Genomic DNA, 20259 nt, shown 5'->3' on the forward strand with positions numbered 1-20259 from the left:
TTTGGTTATTTGTTGTTCGTTATGAGTTATTAGCTGTGTAATTAACTGCATTATAACCAATAACGAATAACCGATAACTTATAACTAATAAGAAATGCAATTACTAGACGGTAAACTTGTATCTGAGAAGATTAAACAGGATATTGCTCGGGAAGCGGCAGAGTTTTTGACTTCAAACGGTCGGAAACCGCATTTGGTGGCGATTTTAGTAGGCCATGACGGTGGTAGTGAAACTTACGTAGCCAGTAAGATGAGAAATTGCCAGCAAGTTGGTTTCGAATCCACTAATATTCGCTATGAAGATGATATTACACAAGAGGAACTCATTAAGAAAATAAAAGAGCTCAACCAAGATGATGCGGTTGATGGTATTATTGTGCAACTTCCTTTACCGAAGCATATTGATCCGGAAGTGGTGACCGAAGCTATCGATCACCGTAAGGATGTGGATGGCTTCCATCCAGTTAATTTAGGAAGGATGCAGCGGAACCTTCCCTGTTTCATTCCTGCTACTCCCTACGGCATTATGCTTATGTTAGACCATTACGGCATTCAAACTGCGGGTATGCATGCGGTAGTTGTAGGAAGAAGCAATATTGTTGGGAGTCCGATGAGCATTCTATTGGCACGTAACGCACAGCCCGGCAATTGTACCGTGACATTGACACATAGCCGTACTAAGAATTTAAAAGAAGAAATTTTACGTGCTGACTTAATTGTCGCCGCTATCGGTAAAAAGAATTTTGTTACAGCAGATATGGTGAAAGAAGGTGCTATCATCATTGATGTGGGAATCAATCGGGAAATAAGCACGTTGACAAAATCCGGCTATAAACTGTTTGGAGATGTCGATTTTGAGCGGGTATCGTCTAAGGCTTCTTATATCACACCCGTACCCGGAGGTGTTGGCTTAATGACGATTATTGGATTGTTGAAAAATACACTTGCAGCAGCTAAGAAAGAGGTTTATCGTTATTAGTTGTTCGTATTAGCTATTAGTTATTAGTTGTTGGTTATTAGTGATCGGTTGATCGTCGTTACGAAAAAAACTGTAGAAAAAATAGGACCATTTAACAACTCGACTATTTGACAACCAACCATAACAACTCGACTATTTGACAACTAATATTAGTAGTAACGGGTTCTACAAACAATCTGGCATTTTTATTGTTATGTCTGAAAATGTAAACAAAAACAATTTATTCAAATGAAAAAATTAAGTTTATTAGCTGTCTTGGCGTTGGCATTTACATTCGCGGCCTGCAATAATTCCTCCAATAGTGGTGAAGGTACTTCGGATACGATTGTTGCCGATACAACTACACTTGGCGAGCACATAGATCAGGGCATTGACAGTATGAAAGAAGCTGGAGAAGAAGCAAAAAGCGATATTAATGCTGCTGCAGATGAGGCAAAGGCGGATGCTAAGACGACCGGAGAAAATATTAAAAACGACCTGAACGCTGCGAAGGAAGATGTAGGTGACGCTGCTAAAGCTGCCGGAACGGATATTAAGAATGCAGCAAACAAAGTAGCCGACAAGACGAAGGAAGGTTATAATAATATCAAAGAAAGCTTGAAAAAAGATAGTACAAAGTAATAATCGGTATTTTACATTTATAACCAATCTATGGGGCACTGATTCAGTGCCCCATTTTATTTACATAAACGCGTCAACTTCGCGATAGGCTTCAATTAACCGTTGTTCGCCGTCCTTGCCGCTGCCGGAGACACCATGTTCCATTCCGACAACACCTTTATAACCCTTCTCGTAAAGGTATTTGAATATGTTTTTATAGTTGATTTCGCCCGTGGTTGGCTCTTTTCTGCCGGGGTTATCTCCCGTTTGTATATAAGCAATTTCGCTCCAGGTGCGTTCCATGTTCGCTATTAAATCGCCTTCATTCCGTTGCATGTGATATATATCATACAGTATTTTACAAGATGGGCTATTTACCGCACGACAAATAAGATAGGTTTGGTTGGAAGTACGCAAAAATAAGTCGGGTGTATCGCTCAAGGGTTCCAGCACCATGACGATGCCATGCGGTTCAAGTATTTCTGCGCCCTTCCGTAGCGCGTCGATAACGTGTGCTGTTTGCATATCCAGTGATAGATTTCTTGCAAAATCGCCCGGCACAACAGTAGTAAACTTGCCGCCGCATCTTTTTGATATCTCCACCGCTTCATGACAACCCTTTAAGAAGATGTCGATGTGGTCTTTTTTTCCTGCAGCCAAGGTGTTTGCACCGTTTCCGCCCTTATTTAAGACGAATACTCCCATTGCCATGCCCAACTTTGCTAATAAATTACCTATTTTTTCCTGTTCCTGCGGCGATCTACCCGACATACCATTGTCTTCAATACCCCGAAAGCCTTGATCGTACATAAACTGAATCTGATCTAAAAAATTATTGCCTGCCAGATTCTTAAACATACCATCGTGTGGTCCATAATTTAGATTGAAGGTTTTTGCGGCTTTGTTAACCGTTTGCGTGGACGCGTTGCTTGTTAGCGAACTACCGGCAACCAGTGCGCCTGTAGCCATTAATCCTTTCTGTAAAAATTCGCTTCTTTTCATCTTTTTTGTATCAAGTATCGGGTATCAGGTATCAAGCATGATGTCCTTCTCCCTTGTTTTGTTCTTAGATCTTTTTCCTATGTCTATAGTTAATCCTGTGTCTTATGTCTTCTATCTATATCCTTTATCTTCCTCTACCAAAAATTGCTTAAATCCATTGGTCATGGTGTCCCGCACATTTCCTTGCTGATCATGATAAATAATATACGCCTCAAGTGAAGGGCGTTTTGTTACAAAATTAAGAGCATCTGTTAAACTCATCGCCATTACCGCATTATCATAGCCATCAGCGGTTATTGCATCCTCTGCATAAAGCGTAACACTTATTAGTTCGTTATCCAGTGGAAAGCCCGTACGCGGATCAATAAGATGCGAAATTTTTTTGGATCCGTTTTGTTTGAACTTTCGATAGTTCCCCGAGGTGGTGATGGCGCCTTGACTTAGTGCTACGACATGTCGAATAATCGGTTCATCGTTATTTTCGGCAGGACCTTCGATGCCAATTTTCATAGCACTACCATCTTTCTTTTTGCCATGAATACGCAGTTCTCCCCCTATTTCGACAATAAATGATTTTATTCCTTTTTCTACCAGATAATTTGCCACTTTGTCGACACTATATCCTTGGGCAATGCCATTCACATCTATCTTAACACAGGGCCTTGCCTTATGGAGGAAATTTCCTTTCAATTTTAATTTAGTATAACCAATGCACTTTTTAATAGCGGCAATTTCCAAGCTATCGGGGTAATGCGTTATTGCCTCATGGCCAAAACCCCAGGCTTCTACTAGCGGGCCTACGGTAACGTCAAATAAACCCTCGGTTTCCTGAGCTATTTGTAGTGATTTTTCGATAACCTTGCGAAAATCAGCGTCAATGGATATCCCTTTTTCACTGTTGTTAAATTGGCTAATCAGCGAGTAAGGTTTGTAGATCGACATGGAGCTATCAATGCCTGCCAGTAGGCTATCAATACTTTCTTTTCGAATACTAGGTAAAGGACTGTAGTACGTGATTTGATAGCTAGTACCTTGAGCATAGCCCGTTATCCGATGTTTATCTTCTTCGAGGGAAGGTTCGGAGAAAGAGCAAAACAAGCATAGCATAAACAGGGAAAAAGAAAGCTTTTGCCAAGTATTAGTCGTGCTTGTTTTGCTCATAAGATGCCTATGTTATGCTTTTTCCCAGTGAAATAACCCCGGTTGAGCTACAGGATAAAGGCCATTTTCATCTGGTAATATTTTTGGCTTAGCATCCCAAGCTAGCGTTTCGGGCATGAGGGAATTGTTGGCGTTTAATGCATCGTCCCATTTTATTACTTGACCGGAATAAGTAGCATAACGCCCAATAATGCCGGTAAGGGTGCTTTTAGCGCCATATTCCGCATCCCAATGCTTATACTCCCCTTTACTGATCGTTTCGAACAACTCATCGTGTTCTGTTTGATAGGGATTTGCCTGGCCTTTTGTTGGGTGATTAAACAATAAGTTGCCTTGATGATCCCACAGTTTACCTGTGTTTCCCGCTGATAAATAGGCCTTTCCTTTCGTACCAAAGAAAGTTTCATCTACTCGGTTCTGCGTTCCTTCGAAATGCCGGCATTGACTGTAAATAACCGAACCATCAGCATAAGTAAGTTCAATCGAATGATTATCATAAATTTCACCGTATTCTTTTCCGGTACGCCAAGCCCGGCTTCCTGTACCCTGAATAGATACAGGATAAGAACCTTTAACCCAGTTCGCAATATCGATATTGTGAACATGCTGTTCTACTATATGATCGCCGCAGAGCCAGTTAAAATAAAACCAGTTACGCATTTGATATTCCATTTCAGTTTGTTCCGGCTTGCGCGGTCGTACCCACACCCCTCCACTATTCCAGTAAACCTGGCCGCCTACAATGTCGCCTATTTCACCGGCATGTATACGTTTAATTGCCTCTCTATAATTTTTTTGATAGCGGCGTTGTAGACCGACAACGACATTTAGTTTTTTCTTCTTTGCTTCTTCAGCAGCTGCCAGTACTTTCCTCACACCAGGTGCGTCGACGGCTACCGGTTTTTCCATAAATACGTGTTTTCCCTGTCTGATGGCTTCTTCGAAATGAGTCGGCCTAAAGCCAGGTGAAGTAGCAAGGATAACAACATCCGCCAAGGCAATGGCCTTAGCATATGCATCAAAACCGACGAATTTATGATCTTCCGGTACATTGACCTTTTCTTTGAACTTTTCTGAAAGATCTTTGAAACTGTTATCCAGTTGATCCCTAAATGCATCGGCCATAGCGACAAGTTGAATGTTGAATTTGGTTGAAAGTGCCTGAGAGGCTGCTCCTGTGCCTCGTCCTCCACATCCAACCAACGCAATCTTAATGGTATCATTTACGGAAGAATGTCCCATGAAGGGAATGCTACTTAACATCGTGCTGCCGGCAATGACTGCGGAGGTTTTTAAGAAATCCCGGCGCTGTTGATGAAGATTTAATTTATTCATTTCGGTTTATTGTTTGTTATTATATCTGTTAATTGATTATTTATCTGGTATAGGCGCTTGGTTGTAGTAAGCTTCAATTTCGGCTTTAGCAGGCTGGACAGCGGGTCGTACCAAGCGAAAACCGACAAAAGGTGCTTCCGGAAACCACCAATTGCTTTTTGGTATCTGTGGATCCAATTGTTTCCAGGCCGGATCGGAAGCAAAGCGAGCTGCCGAGCGCAATGCAGCCGCTTCGTCGTCGTAGGCGCCGCCACGTACGCTGTGGGGATATAACTTAGTTGGTTTATTTACCGGGTTTTTAGCCGGTGACGACGCATAGAACTGCTCATCATATTGATCGTAGGTCCATTCCGATACATTGCCATGCATATCATATAATCCCCATGCATTTGGCTTCTTCTCTCCTACCTTATGTGTCGTTCCATTGCTGTTGTCCGTAAACCATGCATATTCGCTCAGCTTGCTCGCGTCATCTCCAAAAGTATAGCTTCCTGTACTACCGGCCCTGCAAGCATACTCCCACTCTGCTTCAGTAGGTAGTCGATAGAATACCCCGGTTCGTTCATAGAGCCATTTACAAAATTGTATGGCATTATAGTGGGTCATGGCGATTGCCGGATGTCCCTCTTTACCCATGCCAAAAGTCATGTCTAAGTAAGGTTTTGTAGGACGGGTAACGGCATCTACATTGGCCGGAACTTTTCCATCTATGCTTTGGGTCACTTCGTAATCCTTATAAAGGAAAGGTTCGAAAAGATCCCAAGTAACCTCGTAAACACCTATCCAAAAGGCATCTAAGGATACTTCGTGAACAGGCTTTTCATCAGGATTTCCATTTTCGCTTCCCATTTTAAAATCTCCTTTCGGAATGGCCTTCATCGGAAAGCTAAGTTTGGTTCCGTTGATGGCTTGCGTATAGTCTGCTACTTCTTGGGCGGAAAGAGTGAAACTTGTGAATGTTAGAATGGATAAAATGGCAAGTTTTCTATTCATTTGTTGTTTTAATTGGCTCTGCTTAATTAGTTTTGCATTGATTAGTCCACTAAATAAGTCATATTTTGGAAGATATACAAGAGTTATATGAAATAATTGTGTATGCTGAACACTTTCGGTTACATGCAATCGGTTGTGTAGGTTAGGTTCAACACAATGCGACCGAATAACTGTTAATAAGTTGATTCGAAAATATAAAGGATATGCCCAGCTTTAAAATAAAACGCATTTATGATGAACCCGATAAATCGGATGGTTATCGGATTTTGGTTGATCGGCTATGGCCACGAGGTATTAAAAAAGAACGTGCGCAAATTGATGAATGGTTGAAAAATTTAGCACCTTCAACGGACTTGAGGAAACGTTATCATCAAGATGCGGAAAGTTGGGATGAATTTAAAAGAGATTATTATCGAGAGATCAGTGGCAATAGTGAATCAAAAGAAATCATTAACGAGTTAAAGAAGCATGAAGTGATTACCTTGCTTTATGCTGCTCATAATAAAGAACATAACAATGCAAAAGCCTTAAAGGAATATTTAGAGGCCTATTTTTGAAAAAATATTTGTCTAAAATGTGTAGGAAATAAAAGATTTTATTAGCTTTGCATCGCTTTTAGGGAGCATGCCTCGGTAGCTCAGTTGGATAGAGCAACGGTTTTCTAAACCGTGGGTCAGGGGTTCGAATCCTTCCGGGGTACATAAGGTCTCAGTGAAAACTGAGACTTTTGTCATTTAAAAGGGATGCGAACAGAAGGGTCGGTCGGGTTCGAACACTTTCTCGGCGGGTCGAGTGCGGGCCAACAGGGACGCCGACAATCCCTTCCGGGGTACATAAGGTCTCAGTGAAAACTGAGACTTTTTTCATTTAGCAGGGATGCGGACAGAAAGATTATAGACTACACACCGCCTGAAGTTGGAGATTTTCGTCTATGTGTTATTTCCTGAAAACTAAAAGATTTGCCCGATTTTCTTTCGCTACCCCCTCACTTAATTTCCTTAATAAATGCAGCAGCGATGCATCTTTATACACGTGATAATAAGATAATAGCGCGCTGTATAGATCATAAGGATAATAGACGGAAAAATGACCGCCATCATCAACAGGCTAATAGCTTTATCGGTAATTTGTTTAAACGGCCATATCGAACCAGGCTCGACAAAGCCTGCAAGGTATTTAATGGATTCTAATATATTTTTAGAATTTCCATTGTCCGTATTGTAATGCCATAAGTCAATGCCAACTTTACTACCGACCTTTGCCAAGGTTATCAACGCATGCACATTATACAAACTGTAATCGTAGGATTTAGTGCGGTTCAGTTCGTATATCTGCCGACCCATTGAATCGATCTGGGTGTCAAAAAACTTTTTGCTATCGCTAACTATTTTTGTCGCTAGTTGGTTATCGCCGGTATATAAAGCATAATAAGCCGTTTGGGCAGCATACCAAGTTCCGTGATTGTTTTTCTTCTTCCTTTCCTCTTTTCCAATTTCACTGGTTAACAGCCAATTCAAAAAGGTATTGAACCATACTTTCAGTTCCCTTCTTTCTGCTTCTTGGAACACATCAGCTCCTTGAAGCATCTCTTGAGCATCAATCACCAGTATGAACCATCTCGAATCAATAATGCCTGTGGGCGTGCCCACTTCTACACCTGGTTTACACTGACCAAAATTCAAGTTGGGATTCATTTTGGTTTTAGGATTTAAGAACCACGTCCTAATCAATTCAGCGGATTTTTGTGCATATCTTTTATCTTTTGTAAAATGATAAGCAAGTGCCAATGTATGAACTGAGACCGACATTTTGCGAAGCAATGGTTTATCAGACACTTTTTCGGTTTCGGGGTTTGTCTCTCCATCTTTGGTGATATACGATAAACTATCTTTAGCGTTCGGATTAGGCCAACTGTACGGCGACCAACTGTAATAATCATGTATATCTTTGCTGGCTGGCATGGGTGGATTATCTGTCACCGACAAGGCCTGAACTTTTAGCGTCAGATCCGCATCCGCTATAAGCCGCTTTAAAGAGGCCACCTTCGATTGTTCAAGTGCCTCGTCTGCTATTTTTTTAATATTCATAACCTCCTGGCTAAAAGCAGGGATATGGCAGAGGATGCAAAGAGTGTATATTAGTAATTTTCTAAGTAGATACATTGCGCTCTTTAAAGGTAATTCCTATTTCTTCTTCCACCATAGGGAGATGGCATACAGCAAACAGTGTTGTCAAATTTGAATAATTGACCAAGGAGCTTTACCCTTGGTCATCTTATGGATGTAGTTCACCGTATGATTTCTTGTCAGAATAAAACGAAAGAAGGTAATTATTGCTAATATATATAATCTTTTATTGCCCTCCAAAGAAGTAATAATCGGCCAAAAGGCCGATAGTGCTAATTATCGGCTTTTTGGCCGATTATATGATTGTAAAATTCCAACAAGTGCCAGTAATCAGGACAGTTTTGGTAATTGCCCTTGTAAACACTAATAGCAGTATAGCAAGCTTCTAAAAATTTTTTTGTATTAATAACCTTCGCCCACGGTTTCCATTCTACTTCAAAGGGTGGCGGATTGCTGTCAAAATATTCTTTAAGCTCTTGCGGTGTCATAAGGGATCTTCAAAAAACAGCCAAAAGTAGTAAAAATATTCACCTTCTCTCCTTTTACGAAGAAATCGAAGAAAATTAAATGGATTTTCCTGTATAACGAGTTCCCTTTAAACGGTATTAGTCCCCGTTAATTTGCAATGAAAACTTCGATTTCGACAAGTCCGATCTCAATGGATGGTTTTACTTTTATAGATAAAATATAGGAAGAATTCTTTATTTTCGCCCCTATATGGAAACAGTTGTCAGTGGAATCCGGAGCACCGGAAAATTACACTTAGGAAATTACTATGGCGCAATTAAGAACTTTATCAAAATGCAGGAAGAATACAACTGCTTTTTCTTTATTGCTGATTTACACTCATTAACAACCCATCCTACTCCCGATAACTTACATGGCAATGTGAAACAGGTTGTTGTAGAATATTTGGCAGCGGGTATCGATCCTGAGAAGGCCACCATTTATGTTCAGTCGGACGTACCGGAAGTTATTGAATTATATCTCTATTTAAATATGAACGCGTACTTGGGTGAATTGGAACGAGCTACCTCTTTCAAGGATAAAGTGCGCGCCAATCCGGATAACGTTAATGCGGGATTACTCACCTATCCTGTCTTGATGGCGGCCGACATTCTATTGCATAAAGCCACCAAGGTACCGGTTGGAAAGGATCAGGAACAGCATTTGGAAATGACGCGTACCTTTGGGAATCGTTTTAACAGAATGTACAAGCATGATTATTTTCCGGAGGCTTTTGCTTTTAGCTATAGTCATAATTTGGTGAAAATACCCGGTTTGGATGGTAAAGGAAAAATGGGTAAATCAGAAGGAGATGCTAATTGCATCTATTTATCAGATAAGCCGGAGGCGATTCGTAAGAAAGTCATGCGTGCCGTCACCGATAGCGGTCCAACGGAGGAAAATCAAGTAAAGCCCGTAGAAATACAGAATTTATTTGACTTAATGAAAGTTGTTTCATCTGCTGATACAGTTGCGCATTTTGACGACCTCTATAACAAATGCCAGATACGATACGGAGATTTTAAGAAACAGTTGGCAGAAGACATGGTAATAGCTACGGAACCCATGCGCTCACGAATTGAAGAGATAGAAGCTGATACAGCGTATATTCGAAGAGTTGTCGCTATGGGTGCGGAAAAAGCGAGGGAAAGTGCTAAAAGAACCATCAAGGATGTAAGGGAAATCATTGGATTTAAAGAGTTTTAAGAAGACAAGAGCATAAAGAGGTTGGTAGATAAAGCAACGAATAACAAATAACTTGTAACGAATAACAAAAAATGCATATAGCGATTGTAGGAAATATAGGCGCAGGCAAAACAACTTTGACCGGTTTGTTAGCTAAACACTTGGGTTGGGAGCCGCAATTTGAAGAGGTCGAAGACAACCCTTATCTAGAGGATTTTTATAGTGACATGAAACGCTGGTCTTTTAATCTTCAAATCTTTTTTCTCAATAGTCGCTTTCGCCATATTGTTGAACTGCAAAAAAGAAACGCTAACATTATTCAAGACCGTACTATTTATGAAGATGCTTATATTTTTGCCGAGAACTTGCATGACATGGGATTAATGACCACGCGCGATTTTCAAAACTATAGTAATATATTCGAGAGTATCGTTTCTTTTATTAAGGCTCCTGATTTATTGATTTACCTAAAGGCTTCAGTCCCCACCTTAGTTGATAATATACAGCTTAGGGGTCGTGACTATGAAGCAGGCATTCGCTTGGATTACCTTTCTAAGCTGAATGACAAATACCAAAAATGGATCAGTGGTTATAAGGAAGGCAAGCTGCTTATTCTGGATAAGGATAAGTTGGATTTTGCGAATAATCCGGAGGATCTTGGTTTTGTTATCCAGGAAATTGAAAAGAATCTCAATGGATTGTTCTAACAGATGCAAGATATAAAGACATAAGATGCAAGACAATGAATGTTTGTGCATCGAGTCTGGTTACTTTTATCTTACTACTTGATACTATAGAAAATGAACATTATAGGTATTATTCCCGCGCGTTATGCGTCGACACGGTTTCCAGGCAAGCCATTAATAGATATTAACGGAAAAAGTATGATCCGGCGGGTCTATGAACAGGCGCTTAAGGCTTCTTCCCTCAAACGTGTGGTGGTAGCAACGGATGACGAGCGGATCGCTCATCATGTGCAAAACTTCGGCGGTAATGTAATCTTAACGGCAAGTTCGCACCAAAGCGGAACGGATCGTTGTGCAGAAGTGATTGCTAAAGAGAATTCTTTCGATATTGCTATTAATATACAGGGAGACGAGCCTTATATAGATCCCGCCCAAATCGATTTGCTGGCGAGCTGTTTTGAAGATAAGGAGACGCAGATTGCGACACTTGTGAAGGAAATAAGAGACCATGAGGAGCTGTTTAATAATAACAGCCCTAAAGTGTTGCTAAATATGGATCGAGAAGCGATCTATTTTAGTCGCGCGACCTTACCCTTTTTAAGAGGAGTTCCGACAGAAAAATGGCTTGATCATCATAAATTCTATAAGCATATTGGTATTTATGGATACCGTTGCGAAATATTAAAGCTTTTAACGGCACTTCCGATTTCGAGTCTGGAAAAGGCGGAATCCTTGGAGCAGTTACGCTGGATAGAAAATGGTTATCGTATTAAAACAGCGGAAACGCTGGTCGAAACAGTAGCTATTGACGAACCGAAGGATCTGCATAAAGTTAAACAATTAAAATAACGAAGGAATCCAGTGTATTAAACTATAAATAACGATCTACTACCCTAACCCGTAACCTTGGCTGTAATAGGAAATCTAAATCCGAATCAGATCAATTTAAAGTGCTAACGAGGATTCCAGATTACTTCTTGCGTATTGCTGTCTTTGGCAATTTTCCTTGCTAAAACAAAAAGATAGTCGCTTAGACGATTAAGATAGATAATAATACTTCCCGATACTTCAGATGAAGCGGCTAAATGAACAACAATACGTTCTGCTCTCCGGCAAATACAGCGCGCAACGTGTACATGTGAGACGACGGTATTGCCTCCGGGAAGTATAAAGTTCTTTAATGGTTTAAGTTCATGGTCCATGCGGTCAATCGCCCTTTCCAAAAATTTAACATCATCATTCGCAATATTGTATAGTTTCATTTTTGATTTTTCAGGATCCGCAGCGAGTAAAGCTCCAATTGCAAAAAGCAAGTACTGTATTTCTAATAGTTCATCTTTCAAGTCGTTACTTATTTCATAGCTCCGAATTAGGCCAATGTAAGCGTTCAGTTCGTCTATCGTACCATAACATTCCACTCTCAAGTGATGTTTTGGTACCCTGGTACCTCCTATCAGGGAGGTCAATCCAGTATCTCCGGTTTTTGTGTATATTTTCACTTTACGTTGGTTAAGTTCATTGTTTTGATGATCATACATTGCGCGTGCCTGAAAACTCCAAGTAGACTTACTTAGAGGAGACGGGCGTATTAAAATAAGCAATGCAATCGGTTAGATTCCTTCGAAATCAGAGCCCTTTTCCTTTAGTGCTGCTAAGCGAGGAGATACGTTCTTAATTTCGGGATTTGGATAATCATCTTCTATCAGACCATCTCTCATACGGACAATACGATGGGCGTGTTGCGCGATATCTTCCTCGTGGGTTACCAAGACAATGGTATTACCTTTAGAGTGAATTTCTTCCAATAAGCCCATAATTTCAACGGAAGTCTTTGTGTCGAGATTTCCAGTCGGTTCGTCTGCGAGAATAATGGAAGGATCATTTATCAAAGCACGGGCAATCGCTACACGTTGCCTTTGTCCGCCCGACAATTCGTTAGGTTTATGATCCACACGGTTTCCCAAATTTACACTTTCTAACGCTTTCTGAGCTTTTTCAATTCTTTCTGTTTTACTTAGGCCAGCGTATATTAAAGGAAGTGCAACATTGTCCAATGAGGTAGAACGGGGCAGCAGATTGAACGTCTGAAAAACAAATCCAATTTCTTTATTGCGTACTTCTGCCAGTTCATCGTCTGTCATATCACTTACTTTTATACCATTTAAGACATATTCGCCCCTTGTGGGCGTGTCCAAGCAGCCTAAGATATTCATCAAAGTAGATTTGCCTGAGCCTGAAGGGCCCATGAGCGCAACAAATTCGCCCTTATTAATTTGAAGGGTTACGGATTTTAGTGCGTGAATGGTCTCGGCTCCAATGACATATTTTCTTCCTATTTCTTTGATATCTATGAGCGGTGATGACATAAATTGTTAATGATATATAGATGAGACTTCGAAAGCATTCTTTTGTTACACTAAATATCGGAATTTAAGTGGGCCTTAAATAAGGCGTGTGTATGATCTCTAAGTGCGTCAGTATCATCAACGCCAAAATCCTGCGTTTCTATTGGTTTCAGTACTTCTATCAAACAACGACCGGGCCGGCTACCCGTAGCTCCTTCATCCCATAGAAGTTTCCATAGATTATGAATAACTATTGGAAGTACAGCAACTTGATTTTCGATGGCCAACCTAAAAGGCCCGTTTTTAAATGGCTGTAAGACGGGGGGATAGGTGTCGTCTATTTTCCCTTCGGGAAAAATGATAATGCTTTTACCTTCTGCTAATTTTTGTTGAGCTGCTTTAAAAGCTCTGTAGGAAGATATCTTACTATTTCTATCAACCGGAATATCAATCGTCTTGAAAAACATACGAGTGATCGGGTTCTCTAGCAGTTCTGCCTTTCCCATAAATAGAATATCCTGCTTGCAGAGGATTGCTAACGCCGAAATATCCAGAATGGAAGTATGATTTGAACAAATAATATATGGGCGGCTCCAATCCATATTTTCGGATATTTTGATCCTAAAATAGAATCCGCTTAGAAACGTACTTAGCCAGGCGATTTGTTTACGAATACGGCCTATCAAGGAGAAATTTTTTTGCTGATTTTTTGCCGCTGCCCATAAAACCGGATAAAACAGCACAAAAAAAAAGACAACCCAAAAAATATAAATTCCTAAATGTATTTTTTTTAATAACCTTTTAAACATAAACCGTATAAGGCCAAGATTTTAAGATGCTTTAGAATCTTCATTATCGCCTCCGACTGCTGTACGCTTATTTCGAAATTTATCGTTTCTCTTTTTGAAATTTGATCGTTTCTTTTTCCTTTTTTTGTTCTGGATAGGAATAATCTGTGGTCCTTCTCCGATAAATTCAGGAAGCTGAACTTCTTCGATTGTCCTGTCCATCATTTTTTCAATAGACAATAACTTTCTGAAGTCTCTGTTATTAACAAAAGTAATAGCCGTTCCTGTTCGCTCTGCTCTGGCCGTTCGACCTATGCGATGAATATAGTCTTCCGGATCACCCGGCACATCGTAATTAACGACCAAATCGATTCCCTCGATATCAATTCCTCGTGAAAGCACATCGGTGCCCACCAATATATTTAATTTTCGGTTTTTAAAATCAAGTAAAATTTGTTCGCGTTCGTCTTGCTGCAAGTCTGAGTGAAAAGACCGGACCTTCAGGTCATTTTTAAATAACTCTTTTTCTAGAAGCTTTACATTTTCTTTCGTGCTACAGAAAATAATAATACTATAAAAACTATCGGTAGATAAAATATGCTTTAGAAGCGTTACTTTCTGTTCATCGAAGGTTCTGTAATATTGTTGTTTTATTTTTTCGGCAGGTTGAGAAATGGCTATATTAACTTGTTGCGGATTTTTCAGTAAGGCCTTTGCGAATAAGCGTATCTTCTGTGGCATGGTTGCTGAAAATAGCAACGTTTGTCTTTGTTCCGGCAGTTGCCTCACAATCCTTAATATGTCGTCCTTGAAACCCATGTCCAGCATACGATCCGCTTCGTCCAAAATCAAGAAGTCTATTTTTTCCAACCGAACAGTGCTCGATGACATATGAGCTATAAGTCGCCCGGGGGTAGCAATAACGATATCTACCCCTTCTTTTAATGAGCGCCGTTGCTGTTCATAACCAACACCATCTCCTCCACCGTATACGGCAATTGATGTTATTCCCGTAAAATAAGCCAGGCCTTGAATCTGCTGATCAATTTGTAAAGCCAACTCACGCGTCGGCGCTAAAATGAGCGCACTTATTGATGGCCGATCGTCATTTTTGCAAATGGCATCCATTAAAGGTAATAAATAAGACGCCGTTTTTCCGGTGCCGGTTTGTGCGCAGGCTATAAGATCATGTTTCTCCGCGATGACAGGTATTGCTTGCTGTTGGATGGGGGTGGGTATCTTGAAACCCATACTCATGAGCCCCTCTAAAAGCCTGTCATCAAAATTAAATTCACTAAAATCCAAAATGTATCGTTTTGATTATGACCGTAAAAATAGTAAATTATTTTGATAAGCTATTGGCTTTAGGTATTAGGCCATAGGTTATAAGCTATAAGCTTTAAGCTTGTGCCACCGCAACTGCCACTTTTTAGCTATCGGCAACCAGCTTTATATTAAGCCTCAAGTTATAAGCAGTAAGCTTAAACGTATACAAGCCCATCGTCCCATCGGCTAATCATCCCATTGGCTAATTATCACATCGGCTATTCATCCCATCGGCTAATTAACGACTCCCTTACTTAACCATTCAACAACTCAACTACTTACGATATTTGCTAAGAATTAATCAATATATGACAAAAAAGACCAAAAAAAATTCTACTTTTGTACCCCGTACAAGAACATGCTGTAATTGCATTACATAAATAAACAGCAATAATTTCCATTTTTTATATCATGACCAAATACATCTTTGTTACGGGCGGTGTTACTTCATCTTTAGGTAAAGGTATTATTTCAGCTTCATTAGCAAAACTACTTCAAGCGAGAGGATACCGGGTTACTATTCAAAAATTTGATCCATACATTAATATTGATCCAGGTACCTTGAATCCCTATGAACACGGCGAGTGTTATGTGACTGAAGACGGTGCGGAGACCGACCTTGACCTAGGGCACTATGAGCGATTTTTGAATACACCGACATCACAAGCTAACAATGTGACAACCGGTCGTATTTACCAGCATGTGATTGAACGGGAGCGTGCGGGCGACTATCTTGGTAAAACGGTTCAAGTGGTACCTCATATCACCGATGAAATTAAACGTCGGATGCGTCTGCTGGGCGAGACAGGAGAATACGATATTGTTATCACCGAATTAGGAGGCACCGTAGGAGATATTGAATCGTTGCCATTTATAGAAGCGGTAAGGCAATTGCGTTGGGAACTAGGCAACAATGACTCGCTGGTAATCCATTTGACTCTTGTGCCTTATCTTGCTGCTGCGGGCGAACTCAAAACAAAACCAACCCAACACTCGGTTAAGATGCTATTGGAGTATGGTATACAGCCTGATATTTTGGTGTGTAGAACCGAGCATCGTATAGGTCATGATATCCGGAAAAAAATTGCCTTGTTCTGCAATGTAAACATTAATGCTGTTATTGAATCGGCTGACGCCTCATCGATTTATGATGTTCCGCTTTTAATGTTGAAAGAGCAGCTTGATAAAACCGTACTGGCGAAACTTAAGCTTTCCAATAAAAATGAACCTGATTTAGAGAACTGGAAGGCCTTTCTGGGAAGAGTGAAAAACCCAACCGCAGAGGTTAAAATAGGTTTGGTGGGTAAATATGTGGAGCTTCCGGATGCATACAAATCAATCAATGAATCCTTTATCCACGCAGGCGCTCAGAACGAATGTAAGGTAACGGTAAGAAGCATAGCTGCAGAGAGTGTTAATAACGACAATGTTGAAGAGAAATTAAAGGGCTTAGATGGCGTATTGGTGGCTCCCGGCTTTGGAGAGCGTGGCTTGGAAGGCAAAATTGCTGCTATCAAATATGTGCGGGAAAATAATATTCCGTTTTTTGGTATTTGCTTGGGCATGCAGGTAGCGGTGATCGAGTTTGCAAGAAATGTATTAGGATTGAAAGATGCCAATAGTTATGAGATGGATAAAAAAACCAAACATCCGGTTATTAACTTAATGGAAGATCAAAAAAATATAAAAAACATGGGAGGAACTATGCGTCTTGGGGCCTATCCCTGTGAGCTAAAAAAAGGTACCAAAGCGTCTGCCATTTATGGGAAGCAGCGTATCAGTGAGCGACATAGACATCGTTATGAATTTAACAATGACTATCTAAAACAGTATGAAAAAGCGGGCATGATTGCATCGGGTATCAATCCGGATAATAATTTGGTGGAAATCATCGAACTGAAAGACCATCCATTTTTTGTGGGTGGACAATTTCATCCGGAATTAAAGTCTACAGTAGCAAATCCTCACCCACTTTTTGTTAACTTTGTGGCCGCTTCTTTAATAAAAGCGGGGAAACGGTAACAATTTGAAATAAATATAGTCAATTTCAATAAATATATTTTAGACTGATTCAGTAATATTAAAAGATGGATAGAAATACCTTTACTGGCCTGTTCCTGATTATGATCATCTTGGCAGGTTCGGTATTTTTTATGAAACCCTCGGAAGAGGAGATTAAAAAGGAACAACAGCTACAGGATTCCATAGCGCAGGCCAAAAGTCCTGAAACAAAAAAAACGACGGATAGTCTTTTTGCAGCACAACAAGGTTTAGAGGCCTCTACAGTAGATTCGACGCAAATGTCGGGTCCTTTTGGTGGCGCGAAAGTAGGAAACGAAGAACTTATTTCACTTGAAAATGAATTTATCAAAGCAACAATCAGTACAAAGGGTGGCCGCGTTAAATCTGTTGAAGTAAAAGGAGAAAAAGATTACCTTGGAAAACCTTTGGTATTATTTGGAGGTGACAAAAATCGCTTTGGTTTACAGTTTTCAACGGCCGGTGTCAACATTAATACGAATGACCTTTATTTTATTCCGCAGGCTAAAGAGCCCATTGTGGTAGAGAATACGGATTCGGCTTCTTTGGTTATGCGACTGTCTTATGCTGAGAATAAATATATCGACTATGTCTATAGCCTGAAAGGTAACAGCCATCAGTTAGGATTTACCATTGTAACCAAAGGTATGCAAGATGTGGTGGCTCCTACCGAGACTAAATTAGTACTGAATTGGCAAGCCGATCTTCCGCAGAAAGAAAAAGATATGAAGGATGAGCGGAATCGTTCGACCGCTTACTTTAAGGAATTTGACGGCGATGTTAATGAATTAAGTACCACCAAGGATGAAACAAAGGATGTAGGAAAAACTGATTGGATATCCTTTAAGCAGCATTACTTTTCTAATGTCTTGATCGCAAAGAATAGCTTTAATGGAGGTACGCTTAAGGTAAGCACTGTTAATAGTGACGAAATTGTAAAATCGTTTGCTGCTAATATGAGCCTTGATTTTAACAGACAGGACGTTAATACGTATCCAATGTCTTTTTACTTTGGACCTAATAAGTTCAGCATATTAAAGGATCAAGGACACGATTTGGAAAAGCAGATCAATATGGGTTGGGGACCAATGAAATGGATCAACCGCTTTATTACGCTACCAGTGTTTAACCTATTGGAAGGCTTTAATTGGAACTATGGTCTCATTATTTTGGTGTTGACGGTATTATTAAAGATTGTACTTTCTCCGCTTACCTATAAGTCCTATGTTTCGATGGCTAAAATGCGGGTACTGAAGCCTGAAATGGATGAGATTAAAGCAAAGGTAGGTGAAGATAACCAAACATTATTACAGCAGGAATATCTTAAACTCTACAAACAAGCCGGTGTGAATCCGATGGGAGGCTGTATTCCGATGCTTTTACAAATGCCTTTCATGATCGCCTTCTTCTTTTTCTTTCCTAATCTTTTTGAACTGAGGGGGGAAAGTTTTTTATGGATGAAAGATCTGTCAACCTACGATTCAATAGTTAATTTTCCGATGATCCCGATCATCAATATAAATCACATTAGTTTAATGTGTATATTGATGACTTGTGCCACGCTACTATCCACCTGGTATAACAATATGGTGTCCGGAGCAACAGGACAAATGAAATATATCGGTTATTTTATGCCATTAATATTTTTCTTTGTATTGAATAGTTATCCTGCGGGTCTTAATTATTACTACTTCTTATCGACCTGTTTAACGTTTGTAATACAGTTCTTCATTAGACAATCAATTAATGATGAGAAGATACACGCGATGATACAAGCCAATAAAAAGAAACCTGAGGCAAGTAAAAAATCAACCTTCCAAAAAAGAATGGAAGAGTATATGCGTCAGCAACAACAAGCGGGCAAAAATAAAAAATAAAATTTTGCACTTGAAAGAAATCGGAAGGCGCGTTTCAACGCGCCTTTTTTGTTACGGTAAAAGTGTTTATATTGGGTGCTTAAGGTGCTTATATGGAAACAGGGAAATTACTTGAGGCGATTATTCGCAATGCGATTGATGGTATTATTACAATTGACAACAAAGGGATTGTAGAGTCAATCAATCCGGCTGCTATGGCCTTATTCGGTTACTCCGATAACAGCGAAATCATTGGTAATAATATCTCGATGTTAATGCCCGAACCCGACCGCAGTCGGCACGATTCATATATCCACAATTACCTGACGACCGGTGTAAAACATATTATAGGAATAGGTCGTGAAGTAAGAGGAAAACGTCGAGATGGGACGACCTTTCCGTTTCGTTTAGCAGTAAGTGAAGTGAATTATAAAGATCGGAAAATCTTTACGGGTTTTATTCATGATCTTTCTAAGCAAAAAGAGGCTGAAGAGAAATTGAAAGAATATACCGCGGAACTAGAGATGAAGGTTACAGAACGAACCAAGGATCTTATTAAACTGATTGGTGAGTTAGAGGAAGCTAAAGCGGATGTTAGCCTATCTTTAGAAAAGGAAAAGGATCTTAACCAAATGAAATCCCGATTTGTTTCTATGGCTTCTCATGAATTTAGAACTCCCCTTAGCTCCGTACAACTTTCAGCATCTTTAATTGAAAAGTATCTGGACAAACATGATTTTGATAATATTACCAAGCATACGAACAAAATTAAAGGGTCCGTTCAATTGCTTACGAATATTCTCAACGATTTTCTATCCTTGGAACGTCTGGAAGCAGGAAAAGTCACTGCTGTTGAGGAAGAAGTCAATTTAATCAGATTAGCAGAAGATATTATTGAAGAAATGCAGCTTTTGGCAAAGCAGAATCAACATATTGTTTACCAGCATACCGGCGAGATTGGCAAATTTCGGATCGACCCAAATCTTCTTAAGAATAGCATTCTTAATCTCATTTCAAACGCTATTAAATATTCGGGTGAAAACACGTTTATTGAGTTTAATAGCGAAATAAACGGAGATTCCTGTATTATTACGATCAAAGATAATGGGATAGGAATTCCATTTGATGAACAAAAAAACCTGTTTGAACCCTTTTTTAGAGCGAATAACACAGGAAATATTCCAGGGACGGGGCTTGGATTGAATATCGTAAAGCGATACGTACATTTAATGAAAGGTGAAGTAATGTGTAAGAGCGAAGTTAATAAAGGAACGACTTTTACATTGATCTTTAAAAATTAATTAGTTAATGGTTTCATGTCTTTGGTAAG

At 39.9% G+C, this 20259-nt stretch carries 19 protein-coding genes and 1 tRNA gene; 10 read left to right on the forward strand and 10 right to left on the reverse strand.

Translation table 11 applies throughout. The features are described from left to right. The first annotated feature begins 94 nt into the window (after window positions 1-94). Together QT327_RS13265 and QT327_RS13270 are read left to right on the forward strand one after the other, a co-directional pair. A complete protein-coding gene (locus QT327_RS13265) occupies window positions 95-979 on the forward strand; it encodes a bifunctional 5,10-methylenetetrahydrofolate dehydrogenase/5,10-methenyltetrahydrofolate cyclohydrolase (RefSeq protein WP_130857726.1) in 885 nt (294 codons plus the stop codon). Between the two features lie 228 nt (window positions 980-1207). After that, entirely contained in the window at window positions 1208-1600 is a 393-nt protein-coding gene (locus QT327_RS13270) for a hypothetical protein (RefSeq protein WP_130857725.1), read from the forward strand. A 60-nt stretch (window positions 1601-1660) separates the two neighbouring features. Here the strand turns inward: QT327_RS13270 and QT327_RS13275 are convergent, their stop codons facing one another. From QT327_RS13275 to QT327_RS13290, 4 genes are all read right to left on the reverse strand, one after another. Further along, window positions 1661-2581 carry a hydroxypyruvate isomerase family protein gene (locus QT327_RS13275; protein ID WP_013666709.1) on the reverse strand — a complete coding sequence of 307 codons (921 nt, stop codon included), beginning with the start codon at window positions 2579-2581 and terminating at the stop codon, window positions 1661-1663. 111 nt (window positions 2582-2692) lie between these two features. Continuing rightward, entirely contained in the window at window positions 2693-3742 is a 1050-nt protein-coding gene (locus tag QT327_RS13280) for an FAD:protein FMN transferase (RefSeq protein ID WP_130857724.1), read from the reverse strand. Between the two features lie 12 nt (window positions 3743-3754). Further along, window positions 3755-5077 (reverse strand): Gfo/Idh/MocA family protein, encoded by a 1323-nt coding sequence (locus QT327_RS13285; RefSeq protein WP_013666711.1) that lies wholly within the window; start codon window positions 5075-5077, stop codon window positions 3755-3757. A gap of 36 nt (window positions 5078-5113) precedes the next feature. Then, on the reverse strand, window positions 5114-6070 hold the full coding sequence (locus QT327_RS13290; RefSeq protein WP_013666712.1) for a formylglycine-generating enzyme family protein: 957 nt from the start codon (window positions 6068-6070) through the stop codon (window positions 5114-5116). Between the two features lie 203 nt (window positions 6071-6273). On the opposite strand from QT327_RS13290, the gene QT327_RS13295 reads away from it, so the two are divergent. Both QT327_RS13295 and QT327_RS13300 read left to right on the forward strand, forming a co-directional pair. Beyond that, window positions 6274-6627, forward strand: a complete 354-nt coding sequence (locus QT327_RS13295) for a DUF488 domain-containing protein (protein ID WP_130857723.1) — start codon at window positions 6274-6276, stop codon at window positions 6625-6627. Window positions 6628-6696: 69 nt separating this feature from the next. After that, window positions 6697-6769: transfer RNA gene (locus QT327_RS13300), tRNA-Arg, on the forward strand. A 299-nt stretch (window positions 6770-7068) separates the two neighbouring features. Here the strand turns inward: QT327_RS13300 and QT327_RS13305 are convergent. Beyond that, on the reverse strand, window positions 7069-8157 hold the full coding sequence (locus QT327_RS13305; protein ID WP_289553060.1) for an alginate lyase family protein: 1089 nt from the start codon (window positions 8155-8157) through the stop codon (window positions 7069-7071). 311 nt (window positions 8158-8468) lie between these two features. Continuing rightward, window positions 8469-8684: a DUF6965 family protein gene (locus tag QT327_RS13310; protein ID WP_013666768.1), complete on the reverse strand. Its 216-nt coding sequence runs from the start codon at window positions 8682-8684 to the stop codon at window positions 8469-8471. A 229-nt stretch (window positions 8685-8913) separates the two neighbouring features. Here QT327_RS13310 and trpS point away from each other — a divergent pair, with 229 nt between their 5' ends. The 3 genes from trpS (at window position 8914) to kdsB (ending at window position 11423) form a co-directional block, all read left to right on the forward strand. Continuing rightward, a complete protein-coding gene (gene trpS, locus QT327_RS13315; RefSeq protein ID WP_013666769.1) occupies window positions 8914-9909 on the forward strand; it encodes a tryptophan--tRNA ligase in 996 nt (331 codons plus the stop codon). A 71-nt stretch (window positions 9910-9980) separates the two neighbouring features. Then, window positions 9981-10595, forward strand: coding sequence for a deoxynucleoside kinase (locus tag QT327_RS13320; protein ID WP_013666770.1), 615 nt, complete (start codon window positions 9981-9983; stop codon window positions 10593-10595). A 93-nt stretch (window positions 10596-10688) separates the two neighbouring features. Continuing rightward, window positions 10689-11423 carry a 3-deoxy-manno-octulosonate cytidylyltransferase gene (gene kdsB / locus QT327_RS13325; RefSeq protein WP_013666771.1) on the forward strand — a complete coding sequence of 245 codons (735 nt, stop codon included), beginning with the start codon at window positions 10689-10691 and terminating at the stop codon, window positions 11421-11423. A gap of 104 nt (window positions 11424-11527) precedes the next feature. Here the strand turns inward: kdsB and QT327_RS13330 are convergent, their stop codons facing one another. From QT327_RS13330 to QT327_RS13345, 4 genes are all read right to left on the reverse strand, one after another. Continuing rightward, complete coding sequence (locus QT327_RS13330) at window positions 11528-12073, reverse strand: cob(I)yrinic acid a,c-diamide adenosyltransferase (protein ID WP_041388404.1); 546 nt, start codon at window positions 12071-12073, stop codon at window positions 11528-11530. Window positions 12074-12184: 111 nt separating this feature from the next. Next, on the reverse strand, window positions 12185-12940 hold the full coding sequence (locus tag QT327_RS13335) for an ABC transporter ATP-binding protein (RefSeq protein WP_013666773.1): 756 nt from the start codon (window positions 12938-12940) through the stop codon (window positions 12185-12187). 50 nt (window positions 12941-12990) lie between these two features. Next, window positions 12991-13728 (reverse strand): lysophospholipid acyltransferase family protein, encoded by a 738-nt coding sequence (locus tag QT327_RS13340; protein WP_013666774.1) that lies wholly within the window; start codon window positions 13726-13728, stop codon window positions 12991-12993. Window positions 13729-13749: 21 nt separating this feature from the next. Further along, the gene (locus QT327_RS13345; RefSeq protein WP_013666775.1) at window positions 13750-15012 is read right to left on the reverse strand and encodes a DEAD/DEAH box helicase; all 1263 of its coding nucleotides are present in this window, start codon (window positions 15010-15012) and stop codon (window positions 13750-13752) included. A 432-nt stretch (window positions 15013-15444) separates the two neighbouring features. Between QT327_RS13345 and pyrG the strand changes: the two genes are divergently transcribed. The 3 genes from pyrG to QT327_RS13360 all read left to right on the forward strand — a co-directional run bounded on the left by pyrG (window position 15445) and on the right by QT327_RS13360 (window position 20230). Then, complete coding sequence (gene pyrG / locus QT327_RS13350; protein WP_013666776.1) at window positions 15445-17055, forward strand: CTP synthase; 1611 nt, start codon at window positions 15445-15447, stop codon at window positions 17053-17055. Between the two features lie 65 nt (window positions 17056-17120). Then, a complete protein-coding gene (gene yidC, locus QT327_RS13355) occupies window positions 17121-18950 on the forward strand; it encodes a membrane protein insertase YidC (RefSeq protein WP_130857721.1) in 1830 nt (609 codons plus the stop codon). A gap of 92 nt (window positions 18951-19042) precedes the next feature. After that, the gene (locus QT327_RS13360) at window positions 19043-20230 is read left to right on the forward strand and encodes a PAS domain-containing sensor histidine kinase (protein WP_130857720.1); all 1188 of its coding nucleotides are present in this window, start codon (window positions 19043-19045) and stop codon (window positions 20228-20230) included. Window positions 20231-20259: the final 29 nt, after the last annotated feature.

The sequence above is a fragment of the Olivibacter sp. 47 genome (assembly GCF_030372825.1).
Classification (GTDB): Bacteria; Bacteroidota; Bacteroidia; order Sphingobacteriales; family Sphingobacteriaceae; genus Olivibacter; species Olivibacter oleidegradans.